Annotated in this window: 19 protein-coding genes and 1 riboswitch; of the genes, 11 read left to right on the top strand and 8 right to left on the bottom strand. The window is 72.9% G+C overall.

The window, feature by feature from the left end; translation table 11 throughout:
* Positions 1–77: 77 nt before the first annotated feature.
* Positions 78–169: riboswitch (ZMP/ZTP riboswitch) on the top strand.
* A 34-nt stretch (positions 170–203) separates the two neighbouring features.
* Positions 204–1,361 carry a phosphoribosylaminoimidazolecarboxamide formyltransferase gene (locus tag DEJ46_RS35390; protein ID WP_150272980.1) on the top strand — a complete coding sequence of 386 codons (1,158 nt, stop codon included), beginning with the start codon at positions 204–206 and terminating at the stop codon, positions 1,359–1,361.
* Between the two features lie 15 nt (positions 1,362–1,376).
* On the opposite strand, the gene DEJ46_RS35385 is transcribed toward DEJ46_RS35390, so the two are convergent.
* Together DEJ46_RS35385 and DEJ46_RS35380 are read right to left on the bottom strand one after the other, a co-directional pair.
* Entirely contained in the window at positions 1,377–3,068 is a 1,692-nt protein-coding gene (locus tag DEJ46_RS35385; RefSeq protein ID WP_150272978.1) for a glycosyl hydrolase family 8, read from the bottom strand.
* 115 nt (positions 3,069–3,183) lie between these two features.
* Positions 3,184–4,398 carry a S8 family peptidase gene (locus DEJ46_RS35380; protein ID WP_150272976.1) on the bottom strand — a complete coding sequence of 405 codons (1,215 nt, stop codon included), beginning with the start codon at positions 4,396–4,398 and terminating at the stop codon, positions 3,184–3,186.
* Positions 4,399–4,770: 372 nt separating this feature from the next.
* Here DEJ46_RS35380 and DEJ46_RS35375 point away from each other — a divergent pair, with 372 nt between their 5' ends.
* On the top strand, positions 4,771–5,244 hold the full coding sequence (locus DEJ46_RS35375) for a GreA/GreB family elongation factor (protein ID WP_150272974.1): 474 nt from the start codon (positions 4,771–4,773) through the stop codon (positions 5,242–5,244).
* Between the two features lie 97 nt (positions 5,245–5,341).
* On the opposite strand, the gene DEJ46_RS35370 is transcribed toward DEJ46_RS35375, so the two are convergent.
* Genes DEJ46_RS35370 through DEJ46_RS35360 form a run of 3 tightly spaced genes read right to left on the bottom strand, consistent with a single transcriptional unit; the run spans position 5,342 to position 7,788 of the window.
* Positions 5,342–5,977 carry a DUF1345 domain-containing protein gene (locus DEJ46_RS35370; RefSeq protein ID WP_150272972.1) on the bottom strand — a complete coding sequence of 212 codons (636 nt, stop codon included), beginning with the start codon at positions 5,975–5,977 and terminating at the stop codon, positions 5,342–5,344.
* 3 nt (positions 5,978–5,980) lie between these two features.
* Positions 5,981–6,796 carry a family 1 encapsulin nanocompartment shell protein gene (locus DEJ46_RS35365; protein WP_150272970.1) on the bottom strand — a complete coding sequence of 272 codons (816 nt, stop codon included), beginning with the start codon at positions 6,794–6,796 and terminating at the stop codon, positions 5,981–5,983.
* The gene (locus tag DEJ46_RS35360) at positions 6,793–7,788 is read right to left on the bottom strand and encodes a Dyp-type peroxidase (RefSeq protein ID WP_150272968.1); all 996 of its coding nucleotides are present in this window, start codon (positions 7,786–7,788) and stop codon (positions 6,793–6,795) included. Before DEJ46_RS35360 ends, DEJ46_RS35365 begins: the two co-directional genes overlap by 4 nt.
* A gap of 285 nt (positions 7,789–8,073) precedes the next feature.
* Here DEJ46_RS35360 and DEJ46_RS35355 point away from each other — a divergent pair, with 285 nt between their 5' ends.
* The gene (locus DEJ46_RS35355) at positions 8,074–10,344 is read left to right on the top strand and encodes an FdhF/YdeP family oxidoreductase (protein WP_190623308.1); all 2,271 of its coding nucleotides are present in this window, start codon (positions 8,074–8,076) and stop codon (positions 10,342–10,344) included.
* Positions 10,345–10,449: 105 nt separating this feature from the next.
* Here DEJ46_RS35355 and DEJ46_RS35350 read toward each other — a convergent pair whose 3' ends face one another.
* Positions 10,450–11,538, bottom strand: coding sequence for a molybdopterin molybdotransferase MoeA (locus tag DEJ46_RS35350; RefSeq protein ID WP_223835339.1), 1,089 nt, complete (start codon positions 11,536–11,538; stop codon positions 10,450–10,452).
* A 521-nt stretch (positions 11,539–12,059) separates the two neighbouring features.
* Here DEJ46_RS35350 and DEJ46_RS35345 point away from each other — a divergent pair.
* The gene (locus tag DEJ46_RS35345) at positions 12,060–12,506 is read left to right on the top strand and encodes a nitroreductase family deazaflavin-dependent oxidoreductase (protein WP_150272962.1); all 447 of its coding nucleotides are present in this window, start codon (positions 12,060–12,062) and stop codon (positions 12,504–12,506) included.
* A gap of 56 nt (positions 12,507–12,562) precedes the next feature.
* Here DEJ46_RS35345 and DEJ46_RS35340 read toward each other — a convergent pair whose 3' ends face one another.
* Positions 12,563–12,988, bottom strand: coding sequence for a MarR family winged helix-turn-helix transcriptional regulator (locus tag DEJ46_RS35340; protein WP_223835338.1), 426 nt, complete (start codon positions 12,986–12,988; stop codon positions 12,563–12,565).
* A gap of 118 nt (positions 12,989–13,106) precedes the next feature.
* On the opposite strand from DEJ46_RS35340, the gene DEJ46_RS35335 reads away from it, so the two are divergent.
* The 7 genes from DEJ46_RS35335 (at position 13,107) to DEJ46_RS35305 (ending at position 21,449) form a co-directional block, all read left to right on the top strand.
* A complete protein-coding gene (locus DEJ46_RS35335; protein ID WP_223835337.1) occupies positions 13,107–13,871 on the top strand; it encodes a crotonase/enoyl-CoA hydratase family protein in 765 nt (254 codons plus the stop codon).
* On the top strand, positions 13,868–15,853 hold the full coding sequence (locus tag DEJ46_RS35330; RefSeq protein ID WP_150272958.1) for an acetoacetate--CoA ligase: 1,986 nt from the start codon (positions 13,868–13,870) through the stop codon (positions 15,851–15,853). Before DEJ46_RS35335 ends, DEJ46_RS35330 begins: the two co-directional genes overlap by 4 nt.
* Positions 15,850–16,734 (top strand): 3-hydroxyacyl-CoA dehydrogenase NAD-binding domain-containing protein, encoded by an 885-nt coding sequence (locus DEJ46_RS35325; RefSeq protein ID WP_150272956.1) that lies wholly within the window; start codon positions 15,850–15,852, stop codon positions 16,732–16,734. The genes DEJ46_RS35330 and DEJ46_RS35325 overlap by 4 nt, the downstream gene beginning before the upstream one ends.
* Before the next feature lie 44 nt (positions 16,735–16,778).
* On the top strand, positions 16,779–17,639 hold the full coding sequence (locus DEJ46_RS35320) for an amidohydrolase family protein (protein WP_150272954.1): 861 nt from the start codon (positions 16,779–16,781) through the stop codon (positions 17,637–17,639).
* 121 nt (positions 17,640–17,760) lie between these two features.
* Positions 17,761–19,548, top strand: coding sequence for a pyridoxal phosphate-dependent aminotransferase (locus DEJ46_RS35315; RefSeq protein ID WP_150272952.1), 1,788 nt, complete (start codon positions 17,761–17,763; stop codon positions 19,546–19,548).
* A 65-nt stretch (positions 19,549–19,613) separates the two neighbouring features.
* Positions 19,614–20,354 carry a phosphatidate cytidylyltransferase gene (locus DEJ46_RS35310; protein ID WP_150275043.1) on the top strand — a complete coding sequence of 247 codons (741 nt, stop codon included), beginning with the start codon at positions 19,614–19,616 and terminating at the stop codon, positions 20,352–20,354.
* A 180-nt stretch (positions 20,355–20,534) separates the two neighbouring features.
* Positions 20,535–21,449 (top strand): adenosine kinase, encoded by a 915-nt coding sequence (locus tag DEJ46_RS35305; protein ID WP_150272950.1) that lies wholly within the window; start codon positions 20,535–20,537, stop codon positions 21,447–21,449.
* Between the two features lie 37 nt (positions 21,450–21,486).
* On the opposite strand, the gene DEJ46_RS35300 is transcribed toward DEJ46_RS35305, so the two are convergent.
* Positions 21,487–23,061, bottom strand: coding sequence for an amidohydrolase (locus DEJ46_RS35300; RefSeq protein ID WP_150272948.1), 1,575 nt, complete (start codon positions 23,059–23,061; stop codon positions 21,487–21,489).
* Positions 23,062–23,088: the final 27 nt, after the last annotated feature.

Raw genomic sequence — 23,088 nt, 5'->3', positions numbered from 1 at the left:
CACCGACAGCACGGCGGCGCGCCGCACTTCCCGTACGGGGGGTGCGGCGCGCCGCGTTTCCGGCGCACGGGTAGCATCGTGACCGCCGCGACTGGCGAAGGTGGATCACCACCGGGGAGCGGCAGTTGGTCGCTTTCCCGTGTGCGCGTCGACCGCCTGGGCGCCTGCGTCAGTGATGTCCCGCTGACCCAGGAGGTCCTCAGATGGAACTGCGTTACGGCATCAATCCCCAGCAGCTGGTGGCGACCGCCGCGCCGGTGGAGCCCGGGAGCCGACCGGTCCGGGTGGTGAACGGCAGCCCGTCCTACATCAATGTCCTCGACGCGCTGAACAGCTGGCAGTTGGTGCGGGAGGCGAGCCGGGTCCTGGGCCGGCCGGCCGCCGCCTCCTTCAAGCACGTCTCGCCGGCCGGAGCGGCGGTGGCCGGGCCGGTCGACGAGGTGACCGCCGAGCTGTACGGCGTCGGCCGCGACGGCGTCGGCGCGCTCACGAGCGCCTATCTGCGGGCCCGTGACGCCGATCCGAAGTCCTCGTACGGCGACTTCGCCGCCGTCTCGCACCCGGTCGACGCCGAGCTCGCCGAGCTGCTGACCCGGGTGGTCTGCGACGGGGTCATCGCCCCCGGCTACGCACCGGGCACCGTCGAGACCCTCAGCCGGAAGAAGAGCGGCCGCTTCCTGGTCATGGAGGCCGACGAGGCCTTCACCCCGTCGAGCCACGAGGCCCGGGAGGTGTTCGGCGTCCGGCTGACGCAGCAGCGTGACGACGTGCCGCTGTCCCCCGCCCTCCTGGACGACGTCGTCTGCGGTGAGCTCACGACGACGGCCGCGGAGGACCTGCTGCTCGGACTCGCGGTACTGCGCCACACCCAGTCCAACTCCGTCTGCTACGTGCGCGGCGGGGCGACCCTGGGGATCGGTGCCGGGCAGCAGTCCCGGGTGGACTGCACCCGGCTGGCGGGCGCGAAGACCGACACGTGGTGGCTGCGCCGCCACCCCGCCGTCCGGGCGCTCGCCTTCCGGCCGGGCGTCCGCCGGCAGGACCGGATCAACTGGCAGATCAGGTTCGTCGAGGGCGACCTCACCCCGGACGAGCGCACGCGCCTGTCCGGGGCCCTGTCCGTGCCCGCCCTCGACCTCGACCACGACCAGCGCGCCGGGTGGCTCGCGGAGCTGACCGGGGTGGCGTTCGCCTCGGACGGCGCGCTGCCCTTCCGGGACAACGTCGACCACGCGCACCGGCACGGCGTCACCGCCATCGCCGAACCCGGCGGGTCGATCCGCTCGACCGACGTCGAGGACGCCTGCCGGGAGCACGGGATCGCTCTCGCGCGCACCGGGCTGAGGCTCTTCCACCACTGATGGGCGCGACGGCCCCTACGGGACCCAGTGGTTGCCCGAGGCTGTGATCATGACCTGGAGCTGGATGCTGGCCGAGAAGTAGCTGCTCGTGTCGACCGGGGTGGTCAGCATCTTGTTCCAGAGGGCGTCCAGCCATGCCTGGCTGCCCGGGTCGGTCATGGCCGCCACGGCGAACGGCGCGAAGAACGCGGCCTCGCTGCCCGCCGATATCTGGGTGCCGTTGAGCCTGTAGCCGATGGCGATCTTGTTCGGGTCGCCGCCGGTCTTCGACTTGATCCAGCTGTTGAGCTTCCGCGCCGCCGCGAGCGACGTGGCGTCGCCGCTGGTCACCGCGTCGTCCGCGATGCGCCACGGGGTACGGCACGCGTTCCACCAGTACGCGCCGTCGTTCGGGTCCTCCAGGACCTGGCCGGGGGCCGGCTTGGGCGTGGTGTTCGTGTCGACGACGAAGTCGGGCAGCAGGCCGGTGCCGGAGGCGTACGTCGACTGGAGCCGCGAGATCTGCGTCTGGTGCGCGCTGCGCACGGCGTCCCAGGTGGTGTCGCCGGAGGCCGTACGGAATGCGCGGAAGTGGTCGACCATCCAGTCCGAGGTGCGGGAGATGTAGTAGTACTGGTCGCCCGAGCTGCTCCAGTCGCCCAGCTTGAGGAGCTTGGTCGTGGGGTTGAGCTCGTCCTTCTTGATCGCGGCGATGTGCTTGAGCGCGAGGTCCTTGTAGTTGTAGGTGCCGGCGCTGCCCCACTGCTTGTCGGCGAGGAGCAGGCCGTAGGCCACGTCCATGTCGCCGTCGGTGGCGCCGTCACCGCCGTTGACGCTCCTGCAGGCGGCGTCCTGTTCGGCCGCGAGGAGGTCCGGGTTGATCGAGGACGGGTGGTCGATCTTCCACTTCACGAGACCGTCGAAGATCTTCTTCGCGTCGGGGTCGGCGCCGGCCATCGTCGCGGTGACGACCATGCCGTAGCCCTGCGCCTCGGCGACGTACGGGTGGTCGGCGTCGGGCGAGATGACCTGGTACCAGCCGTTGCCGCAGTTCTGGCGGACGAAGGCGGCCTTCCACTTGTTGTAGTAGTCGACGACCTTCTGGTCGATGGCGGCCTGCGTGCCGGAGGGCTTCAGCGTGCCCGCCGCGTACGGCTTCAGGTGGCTGCCGAAGGGGACGGCCGGTCCGCCGGGGACACCGCCGCCGCTCGGGGCGCCGTAGACCTCGAACTCCCAGAGGGAGTAGCCGTACGGGGTGCCGCGCGAGGTCCCGTGCATCCGGAGGTACCGGCCGCTGCCGGAGACCGCGAGGTCGTCGACGCCGCCGTCGCCGGTCGTGGTCGCGTAGACATCGGTCCAGGTCGAGCCGTCGGCCGAGGTCTGGATCCGGTACGCCTTGCCGTAGGCGGCCTCCCAGTTGAGCTTCACCCGGGAGACGGTGTGCGTCGCGCCGAGGTCGATCCTGACCCACTGGGGGTCGACGCCTTCCAGGCTGGCCCAGCGGGTGGCGGTGTTGCCGTCCACCGCGCGGCCGGCTTCGAAGCCCGTACCCTCGATCGAGGAGGCCGTCACCGGCTTTCCGGCGGAGACGAGACCGTCGGCGGCGGCCTGGTCCTGTGCCTGCGCACGCGGCTGCGCCGGTGCCTGTGCCTGTGCCTGCGGGATCGACGTCAGGGGCAGCACCAGCAGTCCGGCGAGCCCGAGAAGCGAGACGCTTCGACGACGCATGACAACTCCCTTTCCTTCGCGGCTCATTCGTTAGGAAGTTTTCCTAACCATTGAGCCGCGAGGGTAGAGAGGGTCGGGGGTCCGCGCAAGACCCCCGACACCGGTCATGTCCGCGCTACGGGACGAGCCGCAGCAGGCGGTTGGGCGAACCGCTGCCCGGGCTGGTCACCTTGTTCGGGGTCGAGCCGTTCACCAGAGCGGTCGCGACCTGCGCCGGAGTGGCGGAGGTTTGGCCCGCGAGGTAGACGGCGGCGGCGCCCGCGACGTGCGGGGTGGCCATCGAGGTGCCCGAGATCGTGTTGGTGGCCGTGTCGCTCGTGTGCCAGCCCGCGGTGATCGACACGCCGGGGGCGAAGAGGTCGAGCACCGAACCGTAGTTGGACCAGCTCGCCTTGGCGTCGGTGTTGCTCGTGGCGCCGACCGTGATGGCGGCGGCGACCCGGGCGGGCGACGAGGAGGACGCGTTGACGCCGGAGTTGCCCGCGGCGACGGCGTAGGTGACGCCGTCCGCGATGGAGTTCTTCACCGCGTTGTCGAGGGCGGTGGAGGCGCCGCCCCCGAGGGACAGGTTGGCGACGGCCGGGGCGCCCGCCGCGTGGTGGGAGGTGACCCAGTCGATGCCCGCGATGACGCCGGCGGTGGTGCCGGAGCCCGCGTTGTCGAGGACCCGGACGGCGACGATCTTCGCGGCCTTGGCCACGCCGTACGTCGATCCCGCGATGGTGGTGGCGACGTGCGTGCCGTGGCCGTTGCCGTCCTGGGCGACGGTGTCGCCGTCGACCGCGTCGTAGCCGTTCACGGCCCGCCCGCCGAACTGCGCGTGCGAGACGCGGACGCCGGTGTCGATGACGTACGCGGTGACGCCGGCGCCCGCCGAGTCGGGGTACGTGTACGTGCCGTTGAGCGGCAGGTTCGCCTGGTCGATGCGGTCCAGGCCCCAGGGCGCGTTGGTCTGCGTGGCGTCGGCGCGGAAGACCTGGTTCTGCTCGACGGAGGCGACGGCGGGGTCGGCGGCGAGGCGGCGGGCCTCCGCCGCGCCGAGGGTGGCCGTGTAGCCGTTGAGGGCGGAGCCGAAGGTCTTGCGGACCGTGCCGCCGTAACCGGATATCAGGTCCCGGCCCTTGGCGGAGGCCGCCTTGAAGCCCGCGCCCTGCTTCAGGGTGACGATGTAGCTGCCGGGCACGGCGTCGGCCGACCCGGCCGCGAGGACGACGCCTTCGGCGGGGGCCGCCTGGGCGGGGACGGCGGCGAAGGTGCCGAGCAGGGCGGCCGCGGTCGCGGCCGAGACGGCCAGCGCGAGCCGGGCCTTGGTGTGCTGAGGGAGTGCCATACGAGGGAGTCCTCCTCTTCGGCGTCGCGCCTCGTGTGGGGCGGCGCGACAGTGGGGGGCGCGTGTGGGTCACACGCACGGCCGGGAGCCGTGTGGGGCGCTCCGGGTGATCAGCAGACTGTCCGGTCTACGGGCGTAGCTCAAGGGAGTTGAGCGCTTGTCATGCATCTGCCACACTCCCGCAATCGAACTCCCGTCGAACCCACGGAAAACGCCCACCGGCGCGTCGGGGACACCCCCTCCGCACCCCCCGGCACGGACACCGAACCACCCCGCCACGTTGGGCGGAATGCCCGTATTCGCCTGATACCTTCGGCTTGCCTTGACCGACCGTCGGCACGCCTTCGTGCCGCCCGCCCGACGGGATCAGACATGACCGGTGGACCCGAGCCCCTCAACGCCGTCGCCCGTGCGGCGTTCGCACGCGAACTCGCCGATCTCCGCACCGAACGCGAAGCGGTCGCCGTGACCCTGCGCCACGGCGGGGGCGATCAGCCCGGCGACCGCGCCGACCAGGCCGACGAGTTGCAGCGCGTCACGGAGCTCCAGCGCCTGGACGCCCGCATCACCCTGATCGAGGGGCGGCTGCGCGAGGGTTCGGTCGCCGGGCCGCCGAGCACCGACACGGTCGGCGTCGGCAGTTCCGTGACCGTACGGTTCGCGGACGCCACGGAGGCGACCGTCCAGATCGGGGAGGTCGCCGAGGTGCTGGACGCGACCATGGTGACCGGCGACAGCCCGCTCGGCCGCGCGCTGCTGGGCCACCGCGCCGGCGACACCGTCGAGTACGACACGCCGGAGGGCCGGACGACCGCGGTGGTGCTGTCGCTCGGCGACGCGTCATAGCCCCGCGGCCCGAGCCGTCCGCGAGGAGAGCCGCTGCGTTCGCGAGCCCTGGTGGCGCACCTGACCGGACGCCGCCCGCTCAGCCCGCGCCGCCGGCTCAGCCCGTGACGATGCCGGTCACCAGGTTGATGGTGGTGGCCAGGATGCTGGCGCCGAAGACGTACGACAGCAGGCAGTGCCGGAGGACGGTCGCGCGGAGGGACGACGTCGAGACGTTCGTGTCGGAGACCTGGTAGGTCATGCCGAGGTTGAAGCTGAAGTACAGGAAGTCGCTGTACCGCGGCGGGGCGTCGGTGTTGAAGTCGATCCCGCCGCCGGGGTGCAGGGCGTAGTAGTCGTACGCGTAGCGGGTCGCGTACATCAGGTGGAGCGCCGCCCAGGCCATGAACACGCCGCAGAGCGCCGTCGCGGCGGCGGCGTGGCCCAGGTCCGACCGGCCGGCCATGAGCATCACGATGATGCCGACGAGGCCGCAGACGGCGGTCCCGACGACGACGAGTTCCTCGACGACGGGCCGGAACTCCTCCCGCCGGACGTTGCGATGGGTGGCGGCCGCGTCCATGGGCCAGAGCACGAGCCACCCCACGGCGACGAAGAGGGCCTCCGCCGCGGCGATGCCGGCGAGGATGCCCAGCGGCGGGTCCGAGAGGGAACCGACGAGCACGCCGGTCGCCGCCCCGGCGACCGCCGTTCCGACGAGACGCGGGACGGCGTCGGCGAGCAGGCGGTTCACGGGTCAGGCCTCCAGGACGACCACGGCCTCGTCGGTGTGGGCGAGGAAGGTCAGCGTCTCGTGGAAGTACAGGTCGATGCCGTGCGCGTCGTGGCCCGCGTATCCGATCGCCACGTCCTGGCCGAGCAGCAGCTCGAAGTCGCCGCCCCTGGTGGAGAGGACGAAGCCGCCGCTGAGGGCCGGTGCCCAGATCGGGGAGCCGTCGAGCATCCGGCCCAGGTGGGCGGCGACCGGGTAGCCGTGGTCGGAGGTCTCGCTGACCGCCCGGTACTGGTCGGCGCCGAGGAGCAGGGCGTACGGACCGTCGACGCCCACGAGCCGCAGTGCCGTCAGGGCGCGGCTGACCGCGTCGGGGTACTCGCGCGGCTCGGCGGGCAGCCGCAGCACCGGGTTGGAGGACCGGGAGCGCAGTCCGTCGACGCCGGCGGCGCCGTACCCGTCGAAGATCGTCCGGTCCTCCACGTACGCCATCGTGCGCGCCGCGTCCTTGACGGGCTGCCAGTCGGAGTCCTTGGAGCCGCGCTCGACGTCGTCCACGGCTGCCCGGGAGACGGTGAAAGGCACCCTCAGCTCCACGATCGGCCGCGCCTCGCGCAGCCGCGCCGAGACGCCGGGCGCGGGCGGCTCGATGTCGGTGAGGTGGCCCACTCCGACGGCGGCGAGTCCGGGGCCCGCCGGGTCGGGCACGTCGACGACCCGACGGCCGGCGACGTGGCGCCGGAAGGTGCGGCGGGCCTCCTCCTCGATCTCCGCCCAGGCCGCGGGGGTGATCGGGGCGAGTTCTCGGTGCAGGTTGTTCGTCACGTCGGGAGTCGTCATGACGCGGGGGCTCCTTTCAGACTGCCGATGCCCAGGGACTCCCCGGGGCTCGCGGCGGCCGAGTCCGGGGCGGCGGGGAGGTCGTCGAGCAGGTCGGCGCTCGGCACGAAGAAGAGGCAGCCGGTGACGGCGCGGGAGAAGTCGAGGATGCGGTCCGTGTTGCCCGGGGGATCCCCGAGGAACATGTTGCGCAGCATCCGCTCGGTGACGGCGGGCGTGCGGGCGTAGCCGATGAAGTACGTGCCCAGCTCGCCGCTGCCGACCCGGCCGAACGGCATGTTCTGGCGCAGGATCTGCCGCTCGGTGCCGTCGTCCTCGACGATCGTGGTGAGCGCGACGTGCGAGTCGGACGGCTTGACGCCGTCGGGCAGTTCGACGTTGGCCTGCTTGGTGCGGCCGATGACGTGTTCCTGCTCCTCGACGGTGAGGGCGTCCCAGGCCGTCATGTCGTGCAGGTACTTCTGCACGACGACATAGCTCCCGCCCCGGAAAGCCGGATCCTCGTCGCCGATGTGCACCGCCTCTGTGGCGGCCGAGCCCGCGGGGTTCTCGCTGCCGTCGACGAATCCGAGCAGGTCGCGCTCGTCGAAGTAGGTGAAGCCGTGGACCTCGTCGACGACCGTGACCGCGCCGCCCAGCCGGTCCAGGATCAGCCGGGCCAGTTCGAAGCAGAGGTCCGTGCGCCGGGCGCGCAGATGGAACAGCAGGTCGCCCGGGGTCGCCGGCGCGCGGTGGCGGGGGCCGCGCAGGGGCGTGAAGGGGTGCAGGTCGCGCGGACACGGATCGCCGACGAGCCGGTCCCAGGCCTCCGACCCCACTCCGGCGACGCAGCGGAGCCCGGATTCGGGGGACCGGAACGCCACCGAACGGGTCAGGCCCGACAGGTCCCGCAGTGCCTCCCGTGCGACCGTCTCTCCGCCGGGGGCCACGGTGGCCACCAGGAAGACGGCCGCCTGGGAGGGGGGTGTGAGGACGGGCTGCGCGTCGACCATGGGACTCCCGATCGAAGGGGACAAGAAGGTGCATATCGAAGCAGTGGGGCGGCGTCAGCGTATCCGCGCGCCGAGCGGTCCGCCCGGCCGGACGCGGCGGTCGGGAGGGCCCCGGTGGTCGAGTGGCAGGGGCCCCGCACCGGACCTAGCCTGCGGAGGAAAGCCGTGTCGCCTCCCCGTGCCCGCAGGCCGGAAGGGTGGAGAGTCGTGAATGCCGTCGACGACGACCAGGGACGCCCGGAGCACCCCGCACCCCCTGAACGACCGGAGCACCCGGAAGCCCGTGTGGGGCCCACTCCCCAGGGCGACCCGGAGTTCCACCCGTACCACCACCCCGCGGCGGGCTGGGGCGCCGCGAAGAGCGTGACGCGCTTCCTCGTGGCCGAGCGCGCGCTGGTGGACGGGCCCCGGGCGATCATGCGGATGAACCACGAGAACACGGGGTTCGACTGCCCCGGCTGCGCGTGGCCGGACGACACCAAGGGGCTGCGGCTCGACATCTGCGAGAACGGCATCAAGCACGTCACCTGGGAGATGACGAGCAAGCGGGTCGGACGCGAGTTCTTCGCCGCCCACTCGGTGACCGAGCTCGCCGGGTGGAGCGACTTCGACCTGGAGAACCAGGGCCGGCTGACCGAGCCGATGGTCTACGACCCGGACACGGACCACTACGTCCCGATCGACTGGAAGGACGCCTTCGAGACGGTCGGCCGCGCCCTGCGCGAGCTGGACAGCCCGCACCGGGCGGCCTTCTACACCTCCGGCCGGCTCGGCAACGAGGCGACGTTCCTCTACCAGTTGATGGCCCGCGAGCTCGGCACGAACAACCTGCCGGACTGCTCCAACATGTGCCACGAGGCGAGTGGCCGCGCCCTCCAGGCCTCACTGGGCACGGGCAAGGGGACCGTCGACCTCAAGGACTGGGAGAGCGCCGACGCGCTGTTCATCCTCGGGGTCAACGCCGCCTCCAACGCGCCCCGGATGCTCACCGCCCTCGCCGAGGCGCACCACAGGGGCGCGAGGATCGTGCACGTCAACCCGCTGGTCGAGGCGGCCGCCACCCGCGCGATCGTCCCCCATGACTTCCTCGACATGGCCCTTCTCAAGACGACGAAGACCAGCACACTGAACCTCCAGCCGCGCATCGGCGGCGACATGGCGCTGCTGCGTGGCATGGCCAAGGCGATCCTGGAGCAGTCGGAGACCGATCCGAGGGCCCTGGACCGGGAGTTCATCGACCGTCACACCTCCGGCTTCGACGAGTACCGCGCGGTGTGCGAGGCCGCGTCGTGGGAGCAGCTGGAGAAGCAGTCCGGGCTGAGCCGTGCCGAGATCCTCGCGGCGGCGCGGGTGTACGGGGAGGCCGACCGCTCCATCGTCAGCTGGTGTCTGGGCGTCACGCAGCACGAGCACGGCGTCGACACCGTCCGGGAGATCGTCAACCTCCTTCTGCTGCGCGGCAATCTGGGGCGTGAGGGCGCGGGACCCTCCCCCGTCCGCGGCCACAGCAACGTCCAGGGCAACCGCACCTGCGGCATCGACCACCGCCCCTCCGACGCGTTCCTCGACCGCCTCGCGGAGGCCTGCGGGATCGAGCCGCCCCGCGAGCACGGCCTGGACACCGTCCGCGCGATCAAGGCGATGCACGAGGGCGACGTCACGGTGTTCGTCGGGATGGGCGGCAACTTCGCCCTGGCCGCCCCGGACACCCCGTACACGTACGCCGCACTGGCCAACTGCGACCTCACCGTGCAGGTGAGCACCAAGCTCAACCGCAGCCATGTCGTCCACGGCCGCCGGGCGCTGATCCTGCCGTGCCTCGGCCGGACCGAGAAGGACCATCAGCGCAAGGGGATCCAGAGCACGTCCGTCGAGGACTCGATGAGCATGGTCCACCTCTCCGTCGGCATGAAGCGCCCCGCGTCGCCGCACCTGCTCTCCGAGCCGGCCATCGTCGCGGGCATGGCGCGCGCGGCGCTGCCCGGCAGTGCGACGCCGTGGGAGTGGTACGTCGAGGACTACGACCGCATCCGCGACACGATGGCCCGCGCCCTCGACGGCTTCGAGGACTTCAACCGGCGGGTCCGGCTGCCCCTCGGCTTCCGCATCAAGCAGCCCGCCCGCGAACTGGTCTTCCTCACGCCGTCCGGGCGCGCCGAGTTCTCCTCGGCCGTCCTGCCCGACGTCGTCCCCGCGCCCGGCACCCTGGCGCTGGGCACCATGCGGTCGCACGACCAGTGGAACACCACGATCTACTCCGACAACGACCGCTACCGGGGCATCAGGAACCTCCGCACGCTCGTCTTCATGAACCGGGCCGACATGCGCGAGCGCGGCATCCCCGACCTCGGGCCCGTCGACATCACGAGCATCGCGAAGGACGGCAGCCGGCGGTTCCTCAAGGGCTACCTCGCCGTCCCGTACGACATCCCCCGGGGCTGCGCCGCCGGCTACATGCCGGAGATGAACGTGCTGTGCGCGCTCGGCGACTACAGCACGCAGAGCGACCAGCCGATCATGAAGCACGTCAAGGTCGTGATCGGCCCGGCGGCCTGACGAGCCGTTCGGGGAGCCGGTATCTGCGCTGCTCCGCGGCGGCGAGGGCGCGTTCCGCGGAGTCGGCGGCTTCCATCGGTGCTCCACGGGGGGCGCTGCTGGTTCTCAGGGTCCGGGTACGTCCAGGACCTCGACGTCGGCCCCGGCCGGCACGCCGCCGGGCGGGACGACCGCGAGGCCGTCGGCGACCGCGAGCCCGCGCAGCATCGCCGGGCCGTCGAAGGGGAGCGGCAGGATCCCGTGCGTCACACGCCGCACAGGGAGGAGCCGGGTGTCGTGCGGGTGCCCGGGCAGTGCCGAGGCGGTGGTCGTCCGGTACGACTCGGGGTCCCGGTCCGCGTGGCCGCCGAGGCGGCGCAGCAGGGGTACGGCGAGGGTGACCGCTCCGGCGACGGCTGCCAGGGGGTGTCCGGGCAGCCCGACCAGGAGGCGGGGCCGGCCGTCGGGGGGCGGTGGCAGCTCGGCGAGCAGCATGGGGTGACCGGGCCTCACGGCGACGGAGTCGACCAGGAGCCGTGCGCCCGACTCCGCGAGTACGGCGTGCAGGGGGTCCACCGCCCCGGCGGCGGTACTGCCGGTGGTGACGACGACGTCGGCGGTGGAGCCGCGCAGGGCGTCCCGCAGCCGTCCGGGGTCGTCCGCCACGGGACGGCGGCAGATCACCTCCGCGCCGTGGCGGGCCAGCCACGGCGGGAGGAGCGGGCCGAGCGCGTCCCGGACGCGACCGCCCCTCGGCGGGCCGGACTCCGGCAACTCGTCGCCGAGGATCAGGAGTTCCACGCGCGGGCGACGGTGGACGAGGAGCCGGTCGTGCCCGGCGGCGGCCGCCAGGCCGACGACGGCCGGGGTCACGGCCGTCCCGGCGGGAAGCAGCACCTCCCCCGCACGACACTCCTGCCCCCGCATACGGACGTCGCGGCCGGGGCCGCCGGCCCCCGGATTCCCCGAGCGGTCGCCCAGCAGGCCGTCGTCCGCCCCTACATCCCCGTGCTCACCGCGCAGTACGGCACTGGCCCCCGTCTGCACACGGGCGCCGCCGCCCATGGCCGACGTGTCGAACGGCGGCAGGTCGGTGAGGGCCGTCAGCGGTCCGGCGAGGGCGTGGCCGAGGGCCGCGTCGAGCTCGCGGGTGACGCCGGGCAGCGGCTGCCCGGCACTGTCCTGGGCACGGGCGCGCGCCCGGTCCCACGCCACGGCCTGCCGCCCCGGTCCGCGATGGGTGGTCCGCTTCGGTGCAGGTGCAGGTGCAGGTGCAGGTGCAGGCGACCGTCCAGTGGCCGAACCGAGCAGCCTTTCGAGGGCCCGTTCCCTGTCCAGTTCGGCCTCGACCGCGGCGATCCATTGACGCATCCGATACATCCGACGCCCCTTTTTCCCTCGGGTCCTGTCGCCCTTCCCACCGGCAGGCGAATCCGGAACAATCACCCGCCGATCACCTTCGGCACATTCCTTCGGGAAGTCGGAGGGGGACTCTCGATGGCGTCATCGGCGGCGCCCATCCGACCACAGACCCCCTGTACACAGCCGTGCGACACATCGAGGACCCGCGGCCCGGCCCTGGTTCCGCCGGGACGGTGACGCCGATCGGCGTTCCGCAGGGCACCCGCGCCGCGGCCGCCACAGAAGGGGCACGGACGGCAGGGCGTCGGCTAGCGTCGTCAGGCGAGCGGGGCCGGTGTCCGGTACCGGCCCGCGACGCGGACGAAAGGACAGTCATGCCCCTCGAAGGTGAGTACGAGCCCAGTCCGACGGCCTGGGTGCGCAATCAGGTCGAGCTGTACGAGTCGTCCGGCGGTACGAAGGGCACCACGATGCGGGGCCTGCCCGTGGTCCTGGTGACGAACGTCGGAGCGCGTAGCGGCAAGCTCCGCAAGACGCCGCTGATGCGGGTGGAGCACGAGGGCGCGTACGCGCTGGTGGCGTCGAACGGCGGGGCGGTGGAGCACCCCGTCTGGTATCACAACCTGGTCGCCACTCCCCTGGTCGAGCTCCGCGACGGCACGCGGACCTGGGACATGAAGGCCCGGCTGGTCACGGGCGAGGAGCGGCAGGCGTGGTGGGAGCGGGCCGTCGAGGCCTTCGCCGACTACGCGGACTACCAGCGGAGGACGGACCGCGAGATCCCGGTCTTCGTGGTCGAGCCCGTCGTCCAGGAGCCGTAGGGGTCTTCCCGTCGGTGCGGCCGTTCCCTGCCGGCGCGGCCGCCGCCGGCGTCGCGTCAGCCGAGGGCCGCGCGGGCGCGGTTGAGGAGGTCGCGGAAGGCCGCGCGCTCGCGGGCGGTGAAGCCAGTGAGCATCTCGTCCTCCAGGTGCTGGACGGCCGGCGCGTGGAGGGCGAGCAGGGCGCGGCCCTCGTCGGTGAGGCTGATGACGTGCCGCCGCCGGCTCGCCCGGTCCGGGGAGCGGGCGATGAGGCCACGCCGCTCCAGGGCGCCGACCAGGTCGGACATCGACTGGGGCGTGACGAAGGAGTTGCGGGCGAGCTCCGCCGAGGACATGCCGTCCCGGCGTTCGAGCACGGTCAGGGCCGTGTACTGGAGAGCGGTCACGCCCGAGGGCCTGAGCAGCTCGTCGAGCCGGGCCCGGGTGGCCAGCTCGACCTGTTTCACCGAGTACAGCAGAGACGGCGGAGCGGCGTCCGTCACATCCCCTCCCCTTCTCACCATCATCAGGAATCCTGTCGAAAATTCTAGCGCAAACCCCCTTGTGTGGCGGCGGGGCACCCTCCGATACTCAGGATTCCTGATGATTGAGGAGCCCTTCTTGAGCACGCTTTCGATCGACCGCCGCGACGGAGTGGCGGTCCTGACGCTCTGCCGCCCGGCCAAACGCAACGCCCTCGACGACGCCACCGTCCTGCGTGTCGAGGAGTTCTTCCGCAGGCCTGGCCCCGACGTCCGGGCCGTCGTCCTGGACGCCGAGGGCGACCACTTCTCGGCCGGGCTCGACCTCGGCGAGCTGACCGAGCGGTCCACCGAAGAGGCCCTGGAGCACTCGCTCATGTGGCACCGGGTGTTCGACACGATCGAGGGCGGACGGGTCCCCGTGGTGGCCGCGCTGAAGGGCGCGGTCATCGGCGGCGGTCTGGAGCTGGCGGCCGCCGCGCACCTCCGCGTCGCCGAACCGACCACGTTCTACGCCCTGCCGGAGGGGCAGCGTGGCCTGTTCGTCGGCGGTGGCGGCTCGGTCCGCGTGCCCCGGCTGATCGGGGCCCACCGGATGGCGGACATGATGCTCACCGGCCGCGTCCTCGACGCCGCCGAGGGCCAGGCCGTCGGCCTCTCGCACTACCTCACCGACGAGGGCGGCGCGCGCGCCAAGGCCCTGGAGCTCGCGGAGCGGATCGCGGCCAACGCCCCGCTGACCAACTTCGCCGTCCTCCAGGCGCTCCCCCGCATCGCCGAGGCCTCGCCCGCCGGCGGCCTCCTGCTCGAGTCCCTCATGGCGGCCGTCGCCGCCGGCAGCGCCGACGCCCAGGAGAGGATGCGGGCGTTCCTCGACGGCCGCGCCGGAAAGGTCGCCCGATGAGCGAGATCCTCAGCATCCCCGGCCCCGGGGTCAGGGACGAGTCGGAGATCGGGCGGTACCTCCGCTGGCTGGAGTCGGAGCGGCAGCTGTCGTTCCCTGACTACGACAGCCTGTGGCAGTGGTCCGTCACGGATCTGGAGGGCTTCTGGTCCTCGATCTGGGAGTTCTTCGACGTCCGTCCGCACACGCCGCCCACCGCCGCCCTGGGCCGCAGGTCCATGCCGGACACCGAGTGGTTCCCGGGCGCGACCCTCAACTACGCCGAGCACGCGCTCGGGCGGGAGGGCTCCGCCGAGGACGCCGCCGCCGTCGCGGTCGTCGCCCACTCCCAGACACGGGCGCCGATCGAGCTGACCTTCGGCGAGCTCCGCGAGCAGGTCGCCCGGGCCCGGGCCGGGCTCCTCCGCCTCGGCGTCCGCAAGGGCGACCGGGTCGTCGCCTATCTGCCGAACATCCCCGAGACGCTCGTCGCCTTCCTCGCCACGGCGAGCATCGGCGCGGTCTGGGCGGCCTGCGCACCGGAGTTCGGGCCGCGCAGCGTCGTCGACCGGTTCGCCCAGCTCGCACCGAAGGTGCTGCTCACCGTCGCCGGCTACCACTACGGGGAGCGGGACGTCGACCGCCGGAGCGAGGTGGAGGAGATCACCGCGCAGCTCCCGACCGTGGAGCGGGTCGTCCACGTCCCCTACGGCCCGCACACCGTGCCCGGCGCCCTGGGCTGGGCGGAGCTGCTCGCGGAGCCGGCGCCCGGTCCCGTCCCCTTCGAGCCGGTGCCGTTCGACCATCCGCTGTTCGTGCTGTTCTCCTCCGGCACCACCGGCATCCCCAAGGCGATCGTCCACCGCCACGGCGGGATCCTCCTGGAGCACCTGAAGAACAACGCGCTGAGCTGGGACCTGAAGCCGGGCGACCGGATGCTCTGGTTCAGCACGACCGCCTGGATGCTGTGGAGCACCCTGGTCTCGGCCCTGCTCGTGCGCGCCTCGATCGTCATGATCGACGGCAATCCGGTCCACCCGGAGCTGCGGGAGCAGTGGCGGATCGCCGAGGAGACGGGTGCCACGCTCATGGGCGTCAGCCCCGGCTATCTGATGGCCTGCCGCAAGGCCGGTGTCCGGCCGGCCGAGGAGTTCGACCTGTCGCGGCTGCGGCAGCTCGGCGCGGCGGGCAGCCCGCTCGCGGCCGACGGATTCCGCTGGGTGGCCGAGCAGTTCGGCGACCGGGTGCTCCTGAACGTCGGCTGCGGCGGCACCGACGTGTGTACCGGCATCCTCCAGGGCAGCCCGCTCCAGACCGTGCGCGCCGGGGAGATCTCCGGCCCTTGCCTCGGGGTCGCGGCGTACGCCTACGACGGCGAGGGGAAGCGGGTCGTCGGCGAGCTGGGCGAGCTGGTGATCACCGAGCCGATGCCGTCGATGCCGGTCGGCTTCTGGGGCGACACCGACGGGTCCCGCTACCGGGCCGCGTACTTCGAGGAGTACCCGGGCGTGTGGCGGCACGGCGACTGGGTGCGGTTCGCGCCCGAGGGCCACTGCGTCGTCGCCGGACGCTCCGACGCCACCCTCAACCGCGGCGGCGTCCGGCTGGGCACCGCCGAGTTCTACGCCGTCGTCGAGGACCTGCCCGAGGTCGACGACAGCCTCGTCGTCCACATCGAGGACCCCGAGGGCGGCAACGGCGAACTGCTGCTGTTCGTCGCGGGCCCCGCCGAGCTCGACGACGGACTCCGGACGAGGATCGCCCGGACACTGCGGTCGGCGCTGTCGCCGCGGCACGTCCCCGACGTGATCGAGCGGGTGCCCGCCGTCCCGCGCAACCGCACCGGCAAGAAGCTGGAGGTGCCCGTCAAGCGGATCCTCCTCGGCGCGGCCCCCGAGTCCGTCGCGAGCACCGACGTCCTCGCCGACCCCCGCTCGCTCGACGCCTTCGTCGCGTACGCCGCCACCCGCGGCGGCACGGCGCGGCCCGGGAGCGCGTCATGAAGGTCGCCGTCGTCGGGACCGGCGTCATCGGGGCCTCCTGGACCACTCTCTTCCTCCGGTACGGGCACGACGTCGTCGCCACCGACCCGGCGCCCGGCGCGGAGGCCCGGCTGCGCGCGGCCGTCACCGCCGACCAGTCCCGGCTGACGTTCACCCCGGACCTCGCCGGGGCTGTCGCCGACGCCGGCTTCGTCCAGGAGAACGGGCCCGAGCGGCCCGACCTGAAGGACGAGCTCTTCGCCGCCCTCGACGCCGCCGCCCCGCCGGAGACGGTCCTGGCGAGCAGCTCCTCCGGGCTGCTCCCGTCCCGGATCCAGCGGGCCTGCGCGACCCACCCCGAACGGGTCCTCGTCGGGCACCCGTTCAACCCGCCGCACCTCGTCCCGCTGGTCGAGGTCGTGCCGGGCGAGCGGACGGCCGAGGCCGCCGTCGAGGCGGCCATGCGGTTCTACCGCGGTCTCGGCCGACGGCCGATCCGGCTGCGCCAGGAGCTGCCCGGGCACGTCGCGAACCGGCTCCAGGCTGCGCTGTGGCGCGAGGCCTACTCGCTGGTCGACCGGGGCGCGGCAAGCGTCGCCGACATCGACACCGCCATCGCGCACGGCCCCGGTCTGCGCTGGGCGCTGCTCGGGCCGTTCCTCAACCAGCACCTCTCGGGAGGTGCGGGCGGCATCGCGCACGTACTCGAACACCTCGGCCCGCCCATGGAGGAGTGGTGGGCCGACCTCGGCGCGCCGCGCCTCACACCCGAGCTGACCGACAAGATCACCCAGGGTGTCGCGGAGGAACTGGCGGGGACCGCCGAGGCCGGGCTCGTCGCCGAACGCGACGCGCTCCTCGCCCTCCTGCTCGACGCCAAGAACCGGACCGACCACCTGTGAGCACGCCGATGAGTCCCGTGAGCCCAGTGAACCCTTTGCCCCCCTTGGACCCCGCGGATCTGACGGCGATCGACTTCCACGTCCATGTGGAGCAGGACGCCCACGGCCATCTCGCGCTCGACGCCGAGCTGATGAACGCCTCGGCCGCGTACTTCAGGTCCGGCCAGGACCGCACGCCGACCGTCGAGCGCCTCGCGGCCCACTACCGCGAGCGCCGGATGGCCGCCGTGATCTTCACCGTGGACGCCACGACGGGCCTCGGCCACCCGGGCCTGTCCAGCGAGGAGATCGCCGCCGCGGCGGCCGAACACCCCGACGTCCTCATCCCCTTCGGCTCGGTCGACCCGCACCGTCCCGACGCCGTCGACCGCGCCCGCGCGCTCGTCCTCGACCACGGCGTCCGCGGCTTCAAGTTCCACCCGAGCCTCCAGGCCTTCGCACCGAACGCACCCGAGCACTACCCGCTCTACGAGGCGCTCCAGGAGCTGGGCGTCCCCGCGCTGTTCCACACCGGGCAGACCGGCATCGGCGCGGGCCTGCCCGGCGGGCGCGGCATCAAGCTGCGCTACTCGGACCCGATGCTCCTGGACGACGTCGCCGCCGACTTCCCCGGCCTGACGATCATCCTGGCGCACCCGTCGGTACCGTGGCAGGACGAGGCGATCTCCATGGCCACGCACAAGGCCAACGTCCACATCGACCTGTCGGGCTGGTCACCGAAGTACTTCCCGCCGCAGCTCGTCAGGGCGGCCGGCTCCTTCCTCCGGCACAAGGTGCTGTTCGGTTCCGACTTCCCCGTCGTGACCCCGGACCGGTGGCTGGCCGACTTCGACGGGCTCGACATCAAGCCCGAGGTCCGGCCGCTCATCCTCAAGGAGAACGCGGTCCGGCTCCTGGGCCTCTGACCCGCCGGCCGACGGCGCCTCAACTCTCCTGCTCACCCGGGTGAGTACGCGTACTCAGGTGCCGTCGGCCGGACTCCCCCATGCTGGTGCGCGAACACCGGATCTTCACAAGGGGACACGCATGGACCGCACGAACCGCGGTGAACGGACAGGCCACGCCTTGCAGGTGCGCATCGCCACGCCGCAGGACCGCGACTGGATCCACGAGCTCCGCCATCGTGTGTACGCGGAGGAGCTCGGCCAGCATCAGGTGGACCCGTCGGGGCGGCTGAGCGACGGGCTCGACGGCGAGAACGTCTACCTCGTGGCCGCGCGCGGCGAGACGCGGATCGGGTTCGTCAGCCTCACTCCGCCGTGGGTCGGCCGCTACGGCCTGGACAAGTACCTGACGCGCGAGGAGCTGCCGGTCCTGACGGAGGAGGCGCCGTTCGAGATCCGCGTCCTGACCGTCGAGGAGCGGTGGCGGTCGACCGCGGCGGCGCCCCTCCTCATGTACGCGGCGCTGCGCTGGGCCGCCGCGCGGGGCGGGCGCGTGGTGGTGGCGATGGGACGCACGGAGCTGCTCGACATGTACCTCGCCACCGGCTTGCGGCCGGTGGGGCGCACGGTCCGCTCGGGCGCCGTCTCCTTCGAGGTGCTGAGCGGCTCCGTGGCCGAGCTGACGAGGACGGTCGGGGAGCGCCACGGCCGGACCCTGGAGCGGCTGCGGGCGGGCCTCGACTGGCGGTTGGACGTGCCCTTCGCGCCTCGCGCGGACGGCTGCGAGCACGGCGGCGCCTTCTTCTCGGCCATCGGTACGGACTTCCGGACGCTGCCCCGCCGTCACGAGGTCGTCCCGGCCGATGTGCTGGACGCCTGGTTCCCGCCGTCCCCGGACGTCCGCGCGGTCCTGTCGGAGGATCCGGGGTGGGCGGCCCGGACCTCACCGCCGACCGGCGCCGAGGGACTGCTCGCGGAGATCGCCGCGGTCCGCGGGCTGCCGGTGGAGTCGCTGGCCGTCGGGGCGGGCTCGTCCGACCTGGTCTTCCGGGCGTTCGGCCGATGGCTGACGCCGGCGAGCCGGGTGCTGCTCCTCGACCCGAGCTACGGCGAGTACGCCCATGTCACCGAGCGGGTCATCGGCTGCCGGGTCGACCGGCTGCGGCTGCGCCGGGAGGACGGCTGGGTGCTCGATCCGGCCCGGCTCGCGGCCGCGACCAGGAGCGGACGGTACGACCTCGTGGTGGTGGTCAACCCGAACAACCCGACCGGCCGCCACGCTCCCGCCGACGCGCTGCGCGCGGTGATCGCCGACTCGCCCGCGCGGACCCGGTGGTGGATCGACGAGGCGTACCTCGGCTACGTCGATCCGGCGGACTCGCTGGCCGGGCTCGCCTCCGTCGACCCCCGGGTCGTGGTCTGCACCTCGCTGTCGAAGATGTACGCGCTGTCCGGGATGCGCGCCGCGTATCTGGTGGCCGACCCGGAGACGGCCGCGGAGCTGCGCCGCTGGACGCCGCCGTGGCCGGTGAGCCTGCCGGCCCAGCTGGCCGCCGTCACCGCGCTGCGCGACCCCGCGTACTACGCGGAGCGCTGGGCGCGCACCGCGGTGCTGCGCCGTGAACTCGCCGCCGGGCTCCTGGATCTCGACGGATTCGCCTCGGTCGACGAGGGGGTGTCGAACTTCCTCACGGTGACGCTGCGGCGGGGCGGGCCGAGCGCGTACCGCCTGGTGGGCGAGTGCCGCCGCCACGACGTGTACCTGCGGGACCTGTCGCCGATGTCCCCCTCGTACGAGGGACGGACCGTCCGCATCGCCGTCCGCGACAGGGTGGAGAACGCGCGGATCGTGGCGGCGTGCCGGAGCGCCCTGGAGGTGCTGGAGGCGGAGACGGTGGCGCCGGTGGCCGGCGGGCGGGGCGCCCTGTGACGACGACGACCGTCGCCGGTCTCGTGCCGTACCTCGGTGGGGCGCTGGCGGCCGGAGGGCTCGCGGTGGCGGCGACCCGGCGCCGCGAGCTGATGGTCCGGTGGTGCGTGTGGGCGCTCGGAGTGCCCCTGGTCACCGCCGCGTTCTGGCTCGGTCCGGCGGGGATCGCGGTGCTCGCGGCCGTGGTCGCGGTGGTCGCGGTGGCGGAGTACGGGGGCCTGCTGCGGCTGGGTCCGGTGGACCGGGTGGTGCTCGGCGCGGCCGTCGTCGCGCTCGTCCTGACCGCCTGGCTGGCACCCGGGGAGATCCTCCGGGTGGCGGCCGTCGGGGCGCTCGTGATCGCCGGGGTGCCGCTCCTTGCGGGCGACGCGGAGCACGGACTCCGCCGCCTCGGGGCGGGCCTGCTCGGGCTCGTGTGGCTGGGCGCGCTGGCCGGTCTCGTGCCGTCCGGCGCCCTCGGGCTCGTCCTGTTCGTGGCCGTGTCGATCGCCGACATCGTCGCGTACGCGGCGGGTTCCCGGTTCGGCGGCCCCCGGCTCTCCCCGCTCTCGCCCGCCAAGCGGTGGAGCGGCACGCTCGCCGGAGCTGCGGCCGGTATCGGGGCGCTCGCCGTGCTGTCGTCCCTGACGTGGCAGACGGCGGTGGCCGTGGCGGTCGGCGGCCCGCTCGGGGACCTGCTGGAGTCGATGGTCAAGCGCGGTGCCGGCGCGAAGGACGCCGGCCGGTGGCTCGCCGGCTCGGGCGGCCTGCTGGACCGGATCGACTCCCTCCTCGTGGCTCTGGCGGTGCTGCTGGTCCTGAGCTGAGCCGAGCTGAATCCGAGCTGAACTGAGCCGATCCGGACCGGGCCGATCCGGACCGCGACAACTTGCTGAAATTTTCCGCAAGTTCTTGCTTCACTCTGCGGTCGCTGCTTGACTCGCGTCCGTTCGGCGGGAGTTGTGCCACCTCCTCCGACCGCCGCGATCCCGTCGAGAGGAACAGCGATGAGCAGCGAGTACGACGTCCTCGTCCTGGGAGGGGCCGGTGTCGACACGATCGTCCACGTCCCCGAACTGCCCCTGCCGTACGCCGACAGCTACATGATCCGGCCGGGCATCGAGACCCGCGCAGGGCAGACCGGCGACTTCGTCGCCCTGGGCCTGAGCTCCCTCGGCCTGCGGACGCACCACCTCGACATGATCGGCGACGATCCGTACGGCGATCTCGTCCGCGCCTTCCACCGCGACCGGGGCATCGGCTTCACCGAAGTGCCCCTGCCCGGCGGGACGAAGCGGGCCGTCAACCTCGTCGGCCCCGACGGCCGGCGGCTCTCGCTCTACGACGACAGCCGCTCCCGGGAGTCGGACCGGCTACCCGAGGAGCTGGTCCGCTCCCTGGCCGCGGCGAGTCGGCACGCGCACCTCTCGATCACCTACCCGTGCGCCTTCGCCCTGCCGCAACTCCGCGAAGCGGGTCTCACGATCTCCACGGACCTGCACAACTGGGACGGCGAGAACCCCTATCACGAGCCCTTCGCCTACGGCGCCGACCTCGTCTTCGTCTCCACGACGGCCCTGGTGGACAAGGAGAAGACCATGCGCCGGATCATGGAGCGGGGGCGGGCCGAGGCCGTCGTCGCCACCGCCGGTGCGGAAGGCGCGTACCTGCTGACCGCCGGCGGTCTCACGCACGTCCCCGCCGTCACGCCGCGCGCCCCGGTGGTCGACTCCAACGGCGCGGGCGACGCCTTCGCCGCCGGCTTCCTCTTCGGCCGGCTGACCGGCGAGGACCTGGGCCGGTGCGCACTGTACGGGTCGGTGGCCGGCGCCTACGCGTGCACCGTACCGGCGACCGGCAGCGACGCCATCGACCGCGCGGAGCTCCTCCGCGAGGTCTCCGCGCTGCTGCCCCGTCCCTGAGGCTCGGCCGGCCTCCCGGCCCGCCGCCGGACGGCCTTCAGCCCTTTCCCTCCAGGGCGCGGTGACCGTCCACGTACGTCGCCACGATCTCGATGTCCCCGATCCGGGCCGGGTCGACGCGCCGGGGATCGTCCCCCAGGACCACGAGGTCCGCGCGCTTGCCCGGACTCAGGCTGCCCGCGGTGTCGTCCCAGCGGCAGGCGTACGCGCCCGCGGCGGTGTAGGCGTGCAGGGCCTCGTCGACCGTGACGGCCTCGTCAGGACCGATCCGGCCGCCGGAGAGGGAGGCCCGCTCGACCATGAACTGCACGGCCCGCAGCGGCGAGCCGTCCGTGACCGGGCGGTCCGAGCTGCCGACGAGGGTGACGCCGTGGTCCAGGAAGCCCCGGCCCCGGTACATCCACGGCGCCCGCCGCTCCCCCATGATCTGCGCGTAGTCGTCGCCGAAGTAGCGCAGGAAGTTGGGCTGGACGACGGCGCTGAGGCCGAGGCGGGCGAAGCGGGGCAGCTGGTCGGGCCGGATCAGCCCGGCGTGCTCGATCCGGTGCCGGGCGTCGGGGCGGGGCCGCAGGTCCTGGGCCCGCTCCAGGGCGTCGAGGGCGAGATCGGCGGCACGGTCCCCGATGGCGTGGACGGCGAGCTGCCAGCCGGCGAGGTGGCCGTCCACGATGAGCTCCGCGATCCGCTCGGGGTCGTCCTGGAACTGGCCGGTGGTGGACATGCCCTCGTACGGGGCGGTGAGCGCCGCCGTACGGGCCATCATGCCGCCGTCGGTGTAGATCTTGAGTGCGCCCAGGGACAGCCAGTCGTCGCCGAAGCCGGTCCGCAGGCCGAGGTCGAGGGTGCGGGGGATGCCGTCGTCGCGGTGCGCGGCGAGCGGGCGCAGGGTGTCGCCCGCGGCCATCAGCTGGACCCGCAGGGGCAGCCGCCCCTGGTCCCTGAGCAGTTGGTAGGCGCCGAGCTCGACCGGGCTGTGGCCGAGGAGCCCGCCGCCGATGCCCGCCTCCGCGACGGCGGTGATGCCCTCGGTGAGGCAGGCGCGGGCCGCGAGCTCGACCGCGTCGGCGATCTCCTCCTGGGAGTAGGGCAGCCGGAGACGGCGTACGGCGGTCATGGCGCTCTCGACGAGGAAGCCGTCCTGGTGCGGTACGTCGGCCGGAAGGAGCTCCAGGACGGCGCTGTTGACGACACAGGCGTGGCCGGAGTCGTGCATGACGAACAGTCGGCGTCCGTGACCGACCCGGTCGAGCTCGGCCGCGGTGAGGTGCCGGCCCAGGGCCCGCTGGTCGTATCCCGCGATGTCCACCCACGCGCCGGCCGGCTTGCGCTCCGCGGCGTCGGCGACGACGGCGAGCACGTCCTCGACACGCTCGCACGGGGCGATGCTCGGGGTGTTCGCCTTCAGCCCGGCCCACGCCAGGTGCACATGGCTGTCGATGAAGCCGGGCAGCACGGTGGCGCCCTGGAGGTCGAGGACCTCACGGGCGGGCAGCGAGGTCACTGCCTCGTCGAGGCCGACGATCCGGCCGCGCCAGATCCCGAGGTCGTGGGCGACGGGGTGGTCCGGGTCCATCGTGAGGATGTGCGCGTTCGTCAGCCTCGTACAGAGCATGGGCGGTCCGTCCGGGTCGTTGTCGGC

Origin of the sequence: Streptomyces venezuelae (assembly GCF_008642375.1) — a bacterium.
GTDB lineage: Bacteria > Actinomycetota > Actinomycetes > Streptomycetales > Streptomycetaceae > Streptomyces > Streptomyces venezuelae_G.
Note: the sequence above shows the minus strand (reverse complement) of the source record. Positions and strands in the feature narration are given on the sequence as shown.

Coding starts and splice junctions, on each gene's coding strand:
- DEJ46_RS35390 (WP_150272980.1), top strand. CDS start 204: ATGGAACTGCGTTACGGCATCAATCCCCAGCAGCTGGTGGCGACCGCC.
- DEJ46_RS35385 (WP_150272978.1), bottom strand. CDS start 3,068: ATGCGTCGTCGAAGCGTCTCGCTTCTCGGGCTCGCCGGACTGCTGGTG.
- DEJ46_RS35380 (WP_150272976.1), bottom strand. CDS start 4,398: ATGGCACTCCCTCAGCACACCAAGGCCCGGCTCGCGCTGGCCGTCTCG.
- DEJ46_RS35375 (WP_150272974.1), top strand. CDS start 4,771: ATGACCGGTGGACCCGAGCCCCTCAACGCCGTCGCCCGTGCGGCGTTC.
- DEJ46_RS35365 (WP_150272970.1), bottom strand. CDS start 6,796: ATGACGACTCCCGACGTGACGAACAACCTGCACCGAGAACTCGCCCCG.
- DEJ46_RS35360 (WP_150272968.1), bottom strand. CDS start 7,788: ATGGTCGACGCGCAGCCCGTCCTCACACCCCCCTCCCAGGCGGCCGTC.
- DEJ46_RS35345 (WP_150272962.1), top strand. CDS start 12,060: ATGCCCCTCGAAGGTGAGTACGAGCCCAGTCCGACGGCCTGGGTGCGC.
- DEJ46_RS35330 (WP_150272958.1), top strand. CDS start 13,868: ATGAGCGAGATCCTCAGCATCCCCGGCCCCGGGGTCAGGGACGAGTCG.
- DEJ46_RS35325 (WP_150272956.1), top strand. CDS start 15,850: ATGAAGGTCGCCGTCGTCGGGACCGGCGTCATCGGGGCCTCCTGGACC.
- DEJ46_RS35315 (WP_150272952.1), top strand. CDS start 17,761: ATGGACCGCACGAACCGCGGTGAACGGACAGGCCACGCCTTGCAGGTG.
- DEJ46_RS35305 (WP_150272950.1), top strand. CDS start 20,535: ATGAGCAGCGAGTACGACGTCCTCGTCCTGGGAGGGGCCGGTGTCGAC.
- DEJ46_RS35300 (WP_150272948.1), bottom strand. CDS start 23,061: ATGCTCTGTACGAGGCTGACGAACGCGCACATCCTCACGATGGACCCG.